This window comes from Amphritea atlantica, from assembly GCF_024347255.1.
In the GTDB taxonomy this organism is placed as follows: Bacteria; Pseudomonadota; Gammaproteobacteria; order Pseudomonadales; family Balneatricaceae; genus Amphritea; species Amphritea atlantica.
The window spans coordinates 3671981-3687842 of the sequence record NZ_AP025284.1 but is presented as its reverse complement, the minus strand read 5'-3'; the positions used below and the strand labels follow the sequence as shown (position 1 = coordinate 3687842).

The following is a 15862-nucleotide window of genomic DNA, read 5'->3' as shown; positions in this document are numbered from 1 at the left end:
AGGTGTCAATCAGGTTAAAAACCATAATCGGCATCGCTTGTATTGAAGCGTTGCTGTTGTTGCTGCTGGTGTCTATGACACTGAATTATCTGCGTACCACAAACTACGATGCACTGACCAAGCGGGCTTCGACGACCGTTACATTGTTCGCCACTACCACCAAAGATGCCGTGTTGTCCTATGATCTGGCTTCTCTGGATGCATTTGTCCGTGAAGTCTTAAAAAACCCCGATCTGGTTTATGCCAGAGTTCTGGGGCCGGATCACAATGTGGTTGCTCAGGGAGGCGATCCTACTGTTTTGGCGCGGCCATTTATTGCGGATCACAGTGTTGAAACCACAACGGATGGTGTGTTTGATACCGCCGCGGAGATCCGCGAAGGTGGGCAGGTCTACGGCCAGGTTGAAATCGGTCTCGATATTAGCAGTATGAATGCAATCTTCGTCGAAGCTGAACGTCGCAGTGAGTTGATTGCTGTACTTGAGATGGGGCTTGTGGCTCTGTTTTCTTTCCTGTTGGGGAGTTACCTGACAAAGCAACTGAAAGTACTGCATTCGGCCGCTAAAACTATTTCAGATGGAGGGCTTGATCTGCATGTTCCTGTCAAGGGGCATGATGAGATTGCTGATGTAGCTGGCGCTTTTAATACGATGGTGGATAACCTTAGGGAAACGAGCGCCAGCCGGGATCGGTTCGAAAACGACCTTAAAGAACTGAACCGATCACTTGAACAACGGGTGTTGCGGCGTACCGAAGAGCTGAGAAAAAAGAATAGTGAGCTGGAGCAGGCCACACGGGAGATTAAAGAGGCGCATGCCAAACTATTGCACTCTGAGAAAATGGCATCAATTGGTGTGCTGGCGGCGGGTGTGGCCCATGAAATAAATAATCCCATCGCGTTTATCATGAGTAATCTCCAGTCACTGAAGCAGTACACGCAGAGCTATCGTTCTGTGATTCAGGCATATGAAGAGGGCGCAACACTGACCAGTCTGGAGGATCGGGAAGCACAGCAGGAGAAAATTCAAAAGTTGTACGAGGAATATGATCTGGAGTTTATCAATGAAGATCTGGATGACCTGCTGAGCGACTCTATAGAAGGTGCTAAGAGGGTCAGGGATATAGTGAAAGGTCTCAGGGCCTTTTCTCATATAGACACGGTTTCGACCCGCTCACAATGCGATCTGAATGAGTGTATTCAGACCACCCTTAAGGTGGTTAATAATGAACTGAAGTATCATTGTGAAATCAGGACTGAATTGAATGAGTTACCGTTGATATACTGCTGCCCCGGGCAGATTAATCAGGTGCTTCTGAATCTGTTTCTCAATGCCGGTCAGGCGATTAAGGATAAGGGATGCGTGACGGTGCGGTCAGCTCAGAAGGATAATATGTTAACGATTGAGGTGGAGGATACCGGCACGGGTATTGCGGCGGAAAAAATAGAGAAGATTTTTGATCCGTTTTACACTACTAAGCCAGTAGGAAAGGGTACTGGATTAGGATTAGCCATATCCTATGGCATCATCCATGAACACGGAGGGGAGCTTAACGTTACCAGTGAACCGGGTAAGGGGAGTTGTTTTACGATAAGTTTACCATTGGTCACAGATCAGGCTGTCGCTGAATAGCGGCTGGCTGGAGTGATGGTGCCGCAATGGGGTTGACGTGATTCAGGATGATTTTGACAAAAAAACTGAGAGCCTGAATCCTAAACGCTGCACATGCATTTGTGTGACCCAGGCAGATAGATTTGATTACATTAAGCCTATCGACACAGTTTGTAACCCAGAGGTCAGCGGTCGCGATAGATGTTCGGCAGTTTAATATTAAACCGGATCGCCAGCGCCCGAAGTGTAAACGCCACCAGAAAACCGCCCACCAGGTCGTAACTGTAGGGCAGGTTGAATGAATTAAGCGTGAGATAGGTAACAGATCCTGCCATTATGGTGGTGATATACAACTCCTCATTCATCAGCGTCAGGTTGCTGCCACACAGCAGATCCCGGGCGATACCGCCAAAGCTGCCGGTCATCACCCCCATACACACCGCAATCAGAGGGGAGGTGCCAAAATCGAGTCCGATCTTAGTGCCTACCACCGCAAACAGCGCAATACCGATCGCATCCATCCAGATCAATGCCCGCGACAGTGACGCCAGTTTAGGCGCGATAAAGTAGGTGACAGCGGAGGCCACCAGACAGACGATGATCCAGATCGGCTCGCGAATCCAGAGTACCGGCAGATTGCCCAGCACCAGATCGCGAAGAGTGCCGCCGCCCAGCCCCGTTGCCGTGCCGATCAGCATAAAGCCGAGAATATCCATCTTCTGACGGGCGGCATCCAGTGCACCTGACACAGCAAACACGGCAACGGCAGAAAGCCCCATGATGTTGACGACAGCGGTGATATCAAACGGCATTACTTTCGTTTCCCAGGGTTATAGTGTTCCGGTTCCTGGGATTGTAGCATCTAACACCGGATTGTTTTTATTAAAGAAATCGATCTGGTGAGTGCGGCCATTGTGATAGTCTATCTCACCTATTTTGATGGTTAAGGATGCTCTGTATGAAACTCCTGCACACCTCTGACTGGCATCTGGGTCAGAGTTTTTTTACCAAAAGCCGTAAAGCGGAACATCAGGCTTTTCTCAGTTGGTTGCTGGAGCAGATTAAGGCTCATGAGATCGATGCGGTGATTGTTGCCGGGGATATCTTCGATACCGGCACACCGCCGAGCTATGCGCGGGAGATGTACAACCGCTTTATCGTGGCGATCAGTCAACTGAACTGCACGTTAGTGGTGTTAGGCGGCAATCATGATTCCGTCTCGACTCTGAATGAATCGAAGCAGCTGGTGGCCTGCCTGAATACCTATGTGGTGGCTAATGTGACAGCCTCGGACGATAGCGGCGATGATGCGTCGTTCGACAAGCAGATTATTGAGCTAAAAAACAGTGCAGGCACAACCGGTGCGATTCTCTGTGCCATCCCCTTTATCCGCCCCCGTGATGTGATTCAGAGTCGTGCCGGGGAGTCCGGTCTGGAAAAACGCCAGGCCCTGGGCGAGGCAATTAAGCAGCACTATCATCAGCTGTACCGGGCCGCGCTGGCGCTCCGGGAGGAGAAACAGCTGGATCTGCCGATTATCGCCACCGGTCATCTGACCGCGTTGGGTGTGAGTCAGTCGGACTCAGTGCGGGATATCTATATCGGCACCCTGGATGGTTTTGCCGCCGACGGTTTTCCACCCGCTGATTATATCGCCCTGGGACATATCCACAGACCGCAGATCGTCGCTAAGTCAGAGCATATCCGTTACAGCGGCTCACCTATCCCGCTGAGTTTTGATGAACTGAAAACGGCTAAACAGGTGGTAATGGTGTCATTTAATGGCGCTGAAACGGCAGCGATCACCCCGCTTGAGGTGCCGCTGTTTCAGGCTATGGCGGTGATTAAAGGGGATCTGAGCAGTATTCAGACGCAGCTGGAAACATTCGCCATGGCCCCTCAGCCGGTATGGCTCTGCATAGAGGTTGAGACTCAGGACTATCTCTCGGATCTGCCGCAGCGGATTCAGGCGATGATCGAGGACCTACCTGTCGAGGTGTTGCAGCTGCGCCGTTCACGCAATACCGCGCGGCAAACACTCAATCAGATCGCACGTGAAACCCTGGCGGAGTTAACCCCCGAGGATGTGTTTGCCAAACGGCTGGAACTGGAGAACTTCGACAGTGACGCCGAGCAGGCAAGATTAGGACGGATCAAACAGCAGTTTCGTCAGATCGTCTCCGAGGTCGAAAATCCCGAGCAGAACCGGGAGCTGAACCTATGAAGATTCTCAGCCTGCAGTTCAAAAACCTGAACTCCCTGAAAGGGGAGTGGAAGATCGACTTTACCCGCTCCCCCTTTGTCGATAACGGCCTGTTTGCCATTACCGGGCCGACGGGCGCGGGTAAAACCACTTTACTGGATGCGATCTGTCTGGCGCTCTACCACCAAACCCCCCGTTTAGGCCAGATCACCACCTCCACCAATGAGATAATGACCCGGGGCACCGCCGAGTGCTCGGCTGAAGTACAGTTTGAGGTCAAGGGTAAAGCCTACCGTGCCCACTGGAGTATGCGCCGTTCCCGGGGCAAGGCTGATGGCAACCTGCAACAGGCGGATGTCGAACTGGCCGAGGTGGCGACCGGCACTGTGCTGGCGACTCAGATAAAGCAGAAAAGCGAGACCATTGAACAGATCACCGGTCTGGATTTTTCCCGTTTTACCAAATCGATGCTGCTCTCCCAGGGGGAGTTCGCCGCCTTTCTCAATGCCAGAGAAGCGGAACGGGCCGAACTGTTAGAGGAGCTGACCGGCACCGAGATCTATGGACAGATCTCTGAAAGGGTGCATGACCATTTTGTTGAGGCGAAGCGAAAACTGTCAGATCTGAACTCTCAGGCGAAAGGGGTGCAGCTGCTGACAGAGGAGCAGACGCAGTTACTGCAGGACGAGTTAACCCGGTTGCAGCAGCAACAGAGTGAACTGAAAGTCACGCTGGCAACCAGCAGCGCCCATCTGCACTGGTGGCAGCAGTATGAGCGGGCATTACAGGATCAAACGACCAGTACCGAGCGTCTTCAAGTTGTCAGCGAGCAATACAAACAGGCGCAACCCGATCTGCTGCGCTTACAGCAGAGTGAACCGGCACAGCAGTTGCGAGGCTCATATATGCTGCTGCAGGATGCCCGCCAACAGCGGGATAGCAGCCTACAGGCAACCACTGAAAAACAGCAATCTGAGCAGGTGCTGAAAACCCGGGTGGAGAGCGCTGTTGCATCCTACGAGCAGCAAAGTGTTGTGTTGAACACCGCGAAACAGCAGCACGAACAGCAGGAGCAACTGATCAACGAGCAGGTGGTGCCGCTGGATCAGAAGATCAGCGCCGAACAGACTCAGCTCAGCGATAAAGAGAACAGTCTTAAAGAGACTGTATCGAAGCGGGATGCGAGCAAACAACAGCTAAACTCGCTTAACGAGCAGATCAGCACCCAGACTCAGGAACTTGAAACGGTTGAGCAGTATCTGCAACAGCACAAAGCCGACGGGTCACTGAAACAGTATCTGGGTCAGTGGCAGGTGCAGGCGGAACAGATTTTAGCGCAAGAGGATGTTGTCACACAGCTGATCGAAAAACAGACCGGCGTACAGCAACAGCTGACTGAACTGCAGAACACCCATGCCGCAGACGAGAAGCAGTATCAGACTGCGCTGGCGGATACGGCTAAGCTGGAACAGCTGTGGCAGCAGGCCAACAACGCCTCGGTTGCCGCCAGCGGGCAGGGCGACATTGATACCTTAGAACAGCAACGGGAACGGCTCAATACCGACTATGCCCTGTTACTCGAGCTGCAACAGCTCAGCCTCCGTTGGCAGCAGCTGGAGAAAGAACAACAGGAAAAACAGGTAAGCGAAAAGAGTGAACAGGCCGGTCAAACAAAGTTAATGCAGACCCGTGAACAGCTTCTGGCGCAATATACAAAACAGAAGCAACTGGTAAGCGCGTTGAGCAAACTGGTCACTCAGGATGAACAGTTGGCCCAGTTCCGCGCAAACTTGAAATCGGGTGATGCCTGTCCGTTATGTGGTGCACTGGAACATCCAAAACTTGATGGTCAACTAACTGATCTGTCTCAGGCCGTTAAAGACAGGGATGACGCGATACAAGAGCTGACGGCGATAACAGATCAGGGGCAGGAGACCGCCGCGGCACTGGCCTCAGTTGAGCGTCATCTACAGGAGTTAGCCCAGCGGTTAAATGAGATCCAGACAGAACAGTCTGCGCTGGCACAGCAGTGGCAGCAAACTGCCACCCCTCTGACGCTTGATTTTCCGATTACCGATAGTGAGAGTCTGCAACAGTACCAGGCGGCTGAACTGGTCAAACGGCAACAGCTTGCAGATGCGATCCAGCAGCTGAAAAACCTTAACAAGCAGCGCGATGATGCCCGCCAGCAGTGGGATAATGCCCAGCGCGCGACGCAACAGCTGAGCAATAAACTGCAGTTGAGTGAACAGGCGATAGCGAATCTGTCTAAGCGTCTGCTTGATATTCAACAGGATAAAAACACAGGATCTGAGCAACTCACCGCTCAGCGGGACTCCTTTGCTGCACAGTTAACCGAACAGGGCTACCAGCCACCAGAAGCGCAAGCCCTGAAGGCGTGGCTGGAGGCTAAGCGGCTGGATGCTCAGCAATGGGATGAGTTTAGCATCCGGAAAGAGCAGCTCAGCAACCAGTTGAATCGCCTCAGCATTGAGCAGACACACGGCCAGCAGCAGCTGAGCGATATTGAAAAACAGCTGACAGAGTTGCAGCAGCAACGGGATCAACTGAGCCAGTCGTTACAACAACTGCAAGCCCAGCGCCGTGATCTGTTTGGCGACAGGGTGGTTAGCGAGGCGCGCAGAGAGCGTCAGCTTCAGCTGCAGTCAGCCGAGAACAGCTACAAAGCCGCGCAGGAAACCCGTCACCAGTTATCCAGTGAACATAACGCCCTGCTGGCCGAGCTGAAGAGCCAGCAGCAAGCACTTAATGGGTTACAAGACCGACTGGAACAGCTTCAGACCGAGTGGTTAACCGCCTTGTCCGCAAGTCCGTTTAGCACCGAAGCCGACTTCCAGCAGGCGTTACTGTCTGAGCCCGAACGCAAAGCACTGCTTGAAAAGAAACAGCAGCTGGATAAAGAGCTGGAGCGTGCCACTGCGTTATTGGATCACGCCACGCAAGCGCTGCAAGTGATACAGGAAGACCCCCAGGCCGCTGAATACCAGAAAACCCCGAAAGCGGTTCTTGAAGTGCAGATCAGTGAACTCAATCACACGCTTGAACAGTTGGCGAAACGGGATGGTGAGATCGGTAACGAACTGACCTCAGATCAGACCCGGCGCAAAGATCAGCAGGCGCTGTTCGACAAGATCACCACCTACACCGAACACTACGACGATCTTCAATACCTGCACTCACTGATCGGCTCGCAGAAAGGGGACAAGTTCCGTAAATTCGCCCAGGGCCTGACGCTGGATAATCTGGTGCACCTGGCCAACCAGCAGCTGGAGCGACTGCATGGCCGCTACCTGCTGAAACGCAAACAGGATGCCGGGTTAGAGCTCAGCGTACTGGACACCTGGCAGGGGGATATCGAACGGGATACCAAAACCCTCTCCGGCGGCGAAAGCTTTCTGGTGAGTCTGGCTCTGGCGCTGGCACTCTCCGATCTGGTCAGCCACAAAACCAGCATCGACTCCCTGTTCCTCGATGAAGGCTTCGGCACCCTGGACAGCGAAACCCTGGATATCGCCCTCGACGCCCTGGACAACCTCAACGCCTCCGGCAAGATGATCGGCGTTATCAGTCATATCGAAGCGATGAAAGAGCGTATTCCGGCGCAACTTCGAGTGATCAAGAAGAGTGGGTTGGGGATCAGTGAACTGGGGAGTGAGTATCGGGTGGGGTAGGGGTTTACCACACACCCAAGGGGCAAACTAAGTTCACAGAGAGCACTGAGGGCATGAGGTCCCTGTGGGAGCGACGCCCCGTCGCGATGAAACTATCAGCAGGCAAAATGCACGATCAATCGCCGCGAGGGCGCGCCTCCCACCGTCTTCTTCGAGGTGAAATCAATGTCCGATCGCTGCGCTAGTCCGATCATTTCATTTGTCCGAACGCAGCCTTTGGCTGCTTGTCCGCTTTGGCCAGATTTTCTGTGGGAGCGAGGCAGGCATAATCTCTGATACACTGCCCTGAAGATGATTCACCACAGTACCCAAAGGGCATGCTAAGGACACCGAGAGCACAGAGAAGTTATGAGCGGTAAAGGGCTTTGACCCCTTTAGTTGCTGCGCTAAAGGGCTTTGATTCCTTTAGTCGGATCCCTTTAGTGCTTTAGTTTGTGCATTTTCCGTTTATTGACTCTGTAATTTTATCAGCGATTGTTTTTACGCCTTCGCCAATAATAGGGTTACTCTGGATTTCCAAACCATAGGTAGTAAATGGTTCACCTTTACCACCATGATAGAGCTCACCAGAGAATCCATAACCTTTAAATCTAATGGCGTGATTTTCCAACCACGCTTTACTGATACCTTCAGTATTTTCAATTGCTCTATGCGCACAATTAACAGCTATTGGCTTTTCACTATAAAGCTCGAATATGGCTGAATTCGTTGTACAACCAGCTATCACAAGGGCCAGGAGTATTGGAATCGCTCTTTTCATGATTTATGCATAACGCTTTAGGTAAGAGGACGCAGCGAGCGAAGCTTGCGGAGTTCCCGCCCGTAGGGCAGACTTGACCTGTTTGTTATGTAGAAAATGGTTCAAAGATATACTCCCAGGCGAACACTGCCAAGATTAAGGTCGAGAACAAGCCGATTGATTTGAACAGTTTGCGCCGGTGTTCCAAGCCTTGTTGCGTAAGAAGTTTGGGATGTGCGACGATATTGAATGGGCTCCACCGGATTGACCGAAAAGACTCCTTGGGCAGATCTTTACGCCGTTCTGCGGTCATGCGAAAAAGGTTCACGACTGCTTGAACCCAAAGGAACGGCCCAAAGACGATTGCCACAGCGAAGAGGATCAGTTGAACGACAATGCTCAGGAGCTTTACTCCTGCCGTTTGGTTTAAGTCCACACCAAAATATAGGACTGCCCATGCGGTTGATGCCAACCAAACGGCACAAACTAGAATGCATACGATAAGTGCGATGCGCTTTGGTTGAAGGTTCAAATTAGAAGGCCCGGTCTTTTTCTATATAACGCTTAGGGTAAGCGAATAGGAGAACGCGTAGCGTTTGACGAATCCGCTTGACCCTTTTGTTAGGTGTTTTAGCTATGTTGAAGTAAGAACTCACTGATTTCTCTCTTTAGCTCCAAATCTGATGTCAACTTTGCCGCTTCATTAGCCTCTTTTGCAATCATTACCCCTTTTTCAGAATCACCAGCCTCTGCGTACAATTCAGCCATTGCTATTTTTATTGACGCTACATACTTCACCAAATCATACTGTTCTGCGCTGTTAAGTGCTTTCTTATAAATATTTAACGCTGCACTAGCAGCTGTTGTGAAATCTGCAAGAGTTTTCCAATGGAATGGATGGCTTTGACCATTGACCTCAGCAGACTTACATAACAGCTCTAAATCGTGATAAGCAGACCAAATCGACCTTTGATCCTCTGCTGCCGAAGCATTAACAATGTCCAACGCCAGTTGGTGAATTTCATCGTACAGAGGTGGCTTCATAGTCATAACACCTACGCCTTTATAATTTGCCGCCTGGTACGCAGCGTAAAACGGTCAAATTGATAGCCTTGTTAAATGCCGTCTCTTTCGTTGGCATACAGTTCATATTTTTCACCAAATTCTAATTCAAGGGCTATACGTAGAAAACCTGGATATGCAAACCAATATTGCCTACGCATATGATCATTGAATTTTTCGGCTCCCATTTCTTCTGCGTACATTTTCTGGTGATAGGCATTAATTGGGCTGCGATCAATAGTGATAATTTGTTTTCTATGCTTCTTTAGCAAGAGTCTCAACTGCTTGTTGGTATTTATACCAAAATATCGAAGCTCACCTAATTCTTCGCTATAGCCACTATTACTAGGAGCATAATCATTGACCTTCGGAAACAGAGATCGAAGGTTTTTGTACACAAGAGCTTCATCTAGCTCCTTTTGATCAATTTCGGATCTTGCGCTGTGATTCATACGCATTTAACGGTTCAATGTGCGGCGACCGTTAGCGAGTTCAGCCTGTAGGGCGATACTGCCTTTGCTTGTTAAGTGTGGGGCTGCCGGCACGCTAAATTTTGTAATATTTTTTTGCATCTTTCTCTGACAAACCTGATGGATAACTGCCATTGTTGTCTTCCCAGTACGCACCACAAACAGAGCATTGGTTTAACCGAGTTTGGCGATCAAAATTAGTGCCGCCAATTTCTATAAGAACCTTATCTCTATTGATTCCGCTGGCCCATGCATTTCTCACAGCCTGTATCCTCAAACATTGCTCTGGTTTGACACCACAAGACTGAGGATGAGAGAGCTGTATCTATTTGAAGTAAAAGAATAATTCTGAAGCACGCTATTATTCATCTTCTGAAAACACGCCAGCACGATTTGCTGTTTTTAATGGCTCCGCTTTGTCACCTGCCATACTTCCTATCCGGCTGATCATGCACCACTTCTAAAGGTTATTCCAGTGCCAAACCATGCCAATTTTCTGAGCTTGTTTAAATTAACTGCCTGTCTTGATGTTTCACTCGCTCATTACCTTCTCTGTGTTCTCTGTGTTCTCTGTGTTCTTAGCATGCCCTTTGGGTACTGTGGTAAAACGCTCTTATGTTGGATATTGAGCATTGAGGGCGCAAAGTTAAAAACCGCTCTCTGGACATAGATATCACCCCATTCGCATATAGACACAGTTTATTGTCAATCCGGTTTCTATTTGCAGCGTTTTACCCGTAAAATACTCCCGCGCTGGGCACCGGCGCTATACAGGGAGCCACATGAAAAGGACTTTTTCAAAGTGATTTTAACTCAGTCAGTTAGCCAGTTTTTTACTCAGATGCTCTGTTTGTGTGCTTCTGCGCACCGGCACTGTGTTTCAGAGTAGAACGCTGGATAGTCGTTAAGCTGCTCCAGACGAGATAATGTTTACCCATTTCATACAACACTGTCGGTCTTACACTGCTTGTTTATATGGATGTTTACGAAAGCTTATTTATAACCGGGATGAAAAATGAAGAAACCTATTATTGTTGGTCTGGTTGCCGTTGCTGCGGTAGCCGGTGGATTGCCTTATGCATCTGGCTATCTGGCAGAGTCACAAACCAGACAGTCTCTTGTTGATCTGAATTCACGATCCCCCTACGGGAAGATGGAGATTGTGAAGTATGAGCGGGGATATAAGGCAACCTATGCGGAATATAAGTGGGTGACCAATCCCGAGCTGGAACAGGACCTGCCAATCGGTGAGGTAGTGATTGGCTGTGACGGTGTGCACAACATGCTCAGCTTCGATTACTCATGCACCCTGAAAAATATGGGGCTTCAGGATGAGCAGATCCGTGCAGCGTTTAAAGGTAAAGAGCCTGTCACTATCTCAGGTAGTATTGATCTGATGGGGGAAGAAACCTCTCAGATGACTATTAACCCGTTCGATATCACCACTGCAACAAGCGTCAGAATCACATCCGACGGTGGTCGCATGAGTTCAAAGGCGAACGCTTCATTGTCGGAGGTAGAGGTTGATGGAACGTTCTCACCGGTTGCCGTTGTGGATGCTGGCGGCGGCGAGGTGCGTATCAGCGAGTCAACCCTGACGATGGATGGCGCTATGTACGAAAAGAGATTTTTCCTTGGAGACAGTACGTTTAACGTTGATCATATAACGGTTGTCGCCCCAGAGCTGGAGGCCCCCCTGACGGTCAAAGGCGTTTCTATGGTTTCCAGTGGTGATGTTGAAAAGGGTAACTATAGCGGTGATGGCAGCCTTAACATTGGCGAATTTACCCTGCCTGCAGCGTTGAATAAAAGAACTAACAGTGACGTATCGGTAAAAGATGTGAGTATTGGTGTCAGCTTTGCCGATACCCCTTTTGCACCGATTTCGAAACTGTCTGATTACTCTCAGAAGCTGGCAAAACAGATGTCTGAATCAGGCTCGGTTGATCCGGGTATGGTTGGAATGGATGAGCAGTTTCTTAAAGAGCAGGTAGTCGCGTTATTGAAAAAAGACCTGGCGATCAATCTTTGGGTGAACTCAGACGTCAATGATGGCGCCCTGGAATCACACGTTAACACCTTGTTAACCAAAGATATCACCGAGGAATTTATCTCTGAACTGGAAACCGGTGGAGCGTTAGCTGCGATGAAACTGTTGCAGCAGGTGGATCTGGATATTCTGGTGGCCATCCCCAATAGCGTGTCTGAGCTTTCGCCGGAAGTCGCGATGATGGCGGCGATGAGTAACAAATTTGTTGCGGATGATTCTGGATTAACGGCAAAACTGATTCTCAAGGACGGTGCCATTACACTCAATGGTGAGCCCACTTCGATTGAAGCGCTGATGCGTAACTAAGGCGATCAGCCATTGATCGCCTGGCGGCGTTGCAGACCCTGATAGGGGATTGTGGCTGAGATTCATTGGCCAAAGCAATGTCCGAAAGGCATAAAAACGGCCGCTCACTACGAGCGGCCTTTTGCGTTTTAACTTCAATCAATATCAAACTTACGCCGTAGATTTTGATTACCTGGATGAGCGGTTACTTTGGTGTGAACGGCAACTGAGGGAGGAGACATGATGAGTTCACCTTTCATTGGCAAACATCGTGAACATATCCTTACTCCCTCATCAATCTCTCGAACGTATGATCGGCCATACCCGCCGACAGTCCACCATCGACGTTTATCGACTGGCCGGTCAGGTAACTGCAGTCAGGGGCCGCAAGAAAATGACAGAGTGCTGCGACTTCCTCAGGCTGACCAACCCTGGCCATGGGGCTTGTTCGCTCGGTCATCACCACTTCAGGATGGTCCGGGGTCAGCATCTCGGTCCACACCGAGGCCGGGCAGATTGCATTGACCCGGATCTTTCGCGGTACCAGTTCCATCGCTGCGACCCGGGTCAGGCTGCACACGGCTGACTTGGTTGCGGAGTATTGACCGTAACCGGGATAGCCAACTTTTGATACGTCTGACGACGTATTGATAATGGACCCGCCATCGTTCATGTGCAGCGGTGCAAAGCGCAAGCCGTTGTAGACCGCTTTGACATTGATCTCCAGGATACGTTGAAACTCATCGGCACTTTGCTCGGCAATGGTCGGTCCGGAATTTTCAATGCCTGCATTGTTCATAACAATGTCGAGCTTGCCCATGCGCGCTTCCGCTTCCTCAAAACAGGCTCGTAACTGATCTTCATCGGTGACGTCTGCCTGTATAAAGATGCCGTTCATTTCGTCTGCGAGACTTGCCCCATCTCGGCGACCAACGATCGCCACCCTGGCACCGGCAGCGGCAAAACGTCTTGCGCTTGCCAATCCGATACCTGAAGTACCACCTGTAATCAGTGCATTTAATCCTTTAAGCGAAAACATTCATATCTCCAAAATTGTGGTGCCGATAATGTGGGGCCGATGATATATCCAGCCTTTTCCTGACGCTCTGTTGTTGAAACGACATAAACAAGCATCGGGTTATCAGAAAAAACCTTCTAGCGGATCGCCCCCCTCGTATTGTTCAAACCGCATCAAAGCACCCATGAACAGATTATGCAGATCAACCTGAGAGCCGATATCAAGCTTTCGGTAGCTGTTGCGCAAGTGAACCCGCACGGTTCCCGGTGAGATAAATAATTTGTCGGCAATGGAGGCCGGGGAATATCCCTGTAATACCATACGGATAACGGCACACTCCCGCTCCGTCAGTTTTGATGAGCCGAAATTGGCCAACGCCTGATCTAACTGACGATTGAGGGGTTTCGACAGCTGGTCGCCCCAGTGTTGCTGACATAACATATCGATGAGGGGGGTCAGTGTTTCAAGCAGTTGCCGTTCTGAGCGGCTTAAGCGGGCCGTACTACCTACGCCGTGACCAATACTCAGATGCAGAAACTGTCCCCCTGGGAAGATGATCAGGTATCCACACTCATCTTCGAGTCCGATCTTAACCAGATACTGCTTGTAAAACTCGCTCTGACGAAACCCGTCGGGGACCAGTTCACCGTAGGTGAAGAACTGGCTTTGTTTCAGTTCGACACTCGCGCGGTAAAATGGGTCCAGCAGGTAGGCTCCCGCAAGATACATATCAATTGACTGACAACCAATCTGCTCAGTTTTCTCGGAAACCAGAAACTCAGGCTTATCCTCGAATAGAATCAGTGTTATCTCATCGGCAGGAATAAATTGCTTGATAACCTCGATCAGTAACTGAGGAAAATCATCATTACCGATCTGCGGAACGAGCTGAGTCAGACTGTTGGACAACCGGCCGATCATCGTCAAAGCTGTCGGGTGTATTGTTCTGCTCATCAGTACCTCACTTGTCTGTCCTGCCACTATTCGTTGCAGGACATACAAGTTTCCCCGGCAACGAATAACGAATTATAACTGCATGATCACCGTTTTTACCTGTAGGAAGTGCTCCAGTTGCTCAGGCCCCAGATCACGGCCGATACCCGACTGCTTGTAACCACCAAACGGCAGAGAAGAATCCATCGCATCATGGGTGTTAACAAAGACCGTACCGGCCTCCATTTTCTTAACCATTCGATGTGCCCGGCTGACATCCTGAGTAAACACGGAAGCGGTCAGGCCATAATCAGAATCGTTCGCTAAGCGTACGGCTTCCTCTTCTGTATCAAAAGGAATTACGGCAAGCACCGGGCCGAAAATCTCTTCGCGTACAATTTTCATTGAGTTATTACAGTCCGCAAAGACGGTCGCCTGCATGTAGTACCCCGGGCGATCTGCCTGCTCACCGCCACATACGAGTCGCGCGCCTTCGGCTTTACCCGATTCGATATAGTTGAGTATCTTATCCAGCTGACCACGGCTAATCTGTGGCCCCTGGGTAATGCTGGTATCAAGCGGGTCGCCAATCACCATGTCGTTGGCGGCTTTTGCCACCGCCTCAACAGCCTGGTCATATAAGCCACGCTGAACGTACAGGCGCGATCCTGCGGAACAGGTCTGACCCGAGTTGAAGAAGACGGATTGCAGTGTCCCGGTGACGATATCCTCCAGTTTGGCATCATCAAAGGCCACCATCGCGGACTTACCCCCTAGCTCCAGCGTTGCAGGATTCATGTTTTCCAACGCTGCTTTCCCCACCAGCTTACCAACCGGAGTTGATCCGGTGAAGGAAACTTTACTGATCCACGGATGACCTGCCAGTGGGCTGCCAATGCCAACACCTGTACCTATAACGATATTAACCACACCATCCGGTAACCCCGCTTCCTGCCAGATCTTCATCAGATAGATCATGCTCATCGGAGTGATCTCAGCGGGTTTCAGCACAATCGTACAACCTACCGTCAGCGGCGCACACATTTTCCAGATCGCCATATTCAGCGGCCAGTTCCATGGCACAATAGCTCCAACGACACCAATCGGTTCTTTCAGGGTAAAACCAAAGGTTTCGCCAGGACAGGAGACATTGCGGGTATGACCTTCAATCTTTGTCGCCCATCCGGCCATGTAACGCAGAAAGTCTATCGACCCGGCGATATCCACTTCTTTACAACCACTGATCGCTTTTCCTGCGTCAATCGCTTCCAGCTCTGCCAGCGTCTGTGCATGAGCCTCCATCGCATCAGCCATGCGGAACAACAGCGCCTGACGTTCATTCGGTTTCATCTCTGCCCATGGTCCGCTACGGAATGCGCGATTAGCTGCTGCGACGGCCCGGTCCAGATCGCCCAGAGTTGCTTTAGGCACCGTCAGCAAGTGTTCACCGTTGGAAGGGTCTTCAATATTCAGCGTTGTGCCATCCTCGCTATCGACGAACTGACCGTCAATAAACATCTTCTGGTGGCCCGCTTCAATAAAGGCTCGGGTCTGTGGCGTGACATTGTATTTTTCCAGCATCGCTTCAATCGTCGCATTCATAACGGATCTCGTATTGTTTTTGTGGAAACCAAACAAAGGGTGTCTGTTAAACCAACGGCCAGACTAGCGGCTCGCCGAGAAACACAACCTTCCATACACTGCTGAAAGTCTGAATCTCTCTGAGTCAAAGAGGTATACCCTTTGCAGGGTATTTTTCCGGGTTCGCCCTCTGTGAATTACGTCACAGAGGTTATTCTC

12 protein-coding genes are annotated in these 15862 nt (G+C 50.4%); 4 read left to right on the top strand and 8 right to left on the bottom strand.

The window, feature by feature from the left end; all coding sequences use genetic code 11:
- The first annotated feature begins 2 nt into the window (after window positions 1–2).
- Complete coding sequence (locus OCU43_RS16990) at window positions 3–1631, top strand: sensor histidine kinase (RefSeq protein ID WP_091359310.1); 1629 nt, start codon at window positions 3–5, stop codon at window positions 1629–1631.
- 164 nt (window positions 1632–1795) lie between these two features.
- Here OCU43_RS16990 and OCU43_RS16985 read toward each other — a convergent pair whose 3' ends face one another.
- A complete protein-coding gene (locus OCU43_RS16985) occupies window positions 1796–2422 on the bottom strand; it encodes a trimeric intracellular cation channel family protein (RefSeq protein ID WP_091359312.1) in 627 nt (208 codons plus the stop codon).
- 146 nt (window positions 2423–2568) lie between these two features.
- Between OCU43_RS16985 and sbcD the strand changes: the two genes are divergently transcribed.
- Together sbcD and OCU43_RS16975 are read left to right on the top strand one after the other, a co-directional pair.
- Window positions 2569–3834, top strand: a complete 1266-nt coding sequence (sbcD, locus tag OCU43_RS16980; protein ID WP_091359314.1) for an exonuclease subunit SbcD — start codon at window positions 2569–2571, stop codon at window positions 3832–3834.
- Window positions 3831–7505 carry an AAA family ATPase gene (locus OCU43_RS16975; protein WP_091359316.1) on the top strand — a complete coding sequence of 1225 codons (3675 nt, stop codon included), beginning with the start codon at window positions 3831–3833 and terminating at the stop codon, window positions 7503–7505. The genes sbcD and OCU43_RS16975 overlap by 4 nt, the downstream gene beginning before the upstream one ends.
- 427 nt (window positions 7506–7932) lie before the next feature.
- Here OCU43_RS16975 and OCU43_RS16970 read toward each other — a convergent pair whose 3' ends face one another.
- The 4 genes from OCU43_RS16970 to OCU43_RS16955 all read right to left on the bottom strand — a co-directional run bounded on the left by OCU43_RS16970 (window position 7933) and on the right by OCU43_RS16955 (window position 10038).
- On the bottom strand, window positions 7933–8265 hold the full coding sequence (locus OCU43_RS16970) for a hypothetical protein (RefSeq protein WP_091359319.1): 333 nt from the start codon (window positions 8263–8265) through the stop codon (window positions 7933–7935).
- Between the two features lie 609 nt (window positions 8266–8874).
- Window positions 8875–9288 (bottom strand): hypothetical protein, encoded by a 414-nt coding sequence (locus OCU43_RS16965; RefSeq protein WP_139203190.1) that lies wholly within the window; start codon window positions 9286–9288, stop codon window positions 8875–8877.
- A gap of 71 nt (window positions 9289–9359) precedes the next feature.
- Entirely contained in the window at window positions 9360–9764 is a 405-nt protein-coding gene (locus tag OCU43_RS16960) for a hypothetical protein (protein ID WP_091359326.1), read from the bottom strand.
- Window positions 9765–9852: 88 nt separating this feature from the next.
- Entirely contained in the window at window positions 9853–10038 is a 186-nt protein-coding gene (locus OCU43_RS16955; protein WP_139203191.1) for a hypothetical protein, read from the bottom strand.
- 753 nt (window positions 10039–10791) lie between these two features.
- On the opposite strand from OCU43_RS16955, the gene OCU43_RS16950 reads away from it, so the two are divergent.
- Entirely contained in the window at window positions 10792–12132 is a 1341-nt protein-coding gene (locus OCU43_RS16950) for a DUF945 family protein (protein WP_091359328.1), read from the top strand.
- Window positions 12133–12394: 262 nt separating this feature from the next.
- Here the strand turns inward: OCU43_RS16950 and OCU43_RS16945 are convergent, their stop codons facing one another.
- From OCU43_RS16945 to OCU43_RS16935, 3 genes are all read right to left on the bottom strand, one after another.
- Complete coding sequence (locus OCU43_RS16945) at window positions 12395–13150, bottom strand: SDR family NAD(P)-dependent oxidoreductase (protein WP_091359330.1); 756 nt, start codon at window positions 13148–13150, stop codon at window positions 12395–12397.
- 102 nt (window positions 13151–13252) lie between these two features.
- Entirely contained in the window at window positions 13253–14083 is an 831-nt protein-coding gene (locus OCU43_RS16940; RefSeq protein ID WP_091359333.1) for a helix-turn-helix transcriptional regulator, read from the bottom strand.
- A gap of 72 nt (window positions 14084–14155) precedes the next feature.
- Window positions 14156–15664 (bottom strand): aldehyde dehydrogenase family protein, encoded by a 1509-nt coding sequence (locus OCU43_RS16935; protein WP_091359334.1) that lies wholly within the window; start codon window positions 15662–15664, stop codon window positions 14156–14158.
- Window positions 15665–15862: the final 198 nt, after the last annotated feature.

What these genes read in the sequence shown, in the direction of transcription:
- OCU43_RS16985 (WP_091359312.1), bottom strand. Translation starts at nt 2,422, where the DNA reads ATGCCGTTTGATATCACCGCTGTCGTCAACATCATGGGGCTTTCTGCC.
- sbcD (WP_091359314.1), top strand. Translation starts at nt 2,569, where the DNA reads ATGAAACTCCTGCACACCTCTGACTGGCATCTGGGTCAGAGTTTTTTT.
- OCU43_RS16975 (WP_091359316.1), top strand. Translation starts at nt 3,831, where the DNA reads ATGAAGATTCTCAGCCTGCAGTTCAAAAACCTGAACTCCCTGAAAGGG.
- OCU43_RS16970 (WP_091359319.1), bottom strand. Translation starts at nt 8,265, where the DNA reads ATGAAAAGAGCGATTCCAATACTCCTGGCCCTTGTGATAGCTGGTTGT.
- OCU43_RS16965 (WP_139203190.1), bottom strand. Translation starts at nt 9,288, where the DNA reads ATGAAGCCACCTCTGTACGATGAAATTCACCAACTGGCGTTGGACATT.
- OCU43_RS16960 (WP_091359326.1), bottom strand. Translation starts at nt 9,764, where the DNA reads ATGCGTATGAATCACAGCGCAAGATCCGAAATTGATCAAAAGGAGCTA.
- OCU43_RS16950 (WP_091359328.1), top strand. Translation starts at nt 10,792, where the DNA reads ATGAAGAAACCTATTATTGTTGGTCTGGTTGCCGTTGCTGCGGTAGCC.
- OCU43_RS16945 (WP_091359330.1), bottom strand. Translation starts at nt 13,150, where the DNA reads ATGTTTTCGCTTAAAGGATTAAATGCACTGATTACAGGTGGTACTTCA.
- OCU43_RS16940 (WP_091359333.1), bottom strand. Translation starts at nt 14,083, where the DNA reads ATGAGCAGAACAATACACCCGACAGCTTTGACGATGATCGGCCGGTTG.
- OCU43_RS16935 (WP_091359334.1), bottom strand. Translation starts at nt 15,664, where the DNA reads ATGAATGCGACGATTGAAGCGATGCTGGAAAAATACAATGTCACGCCA.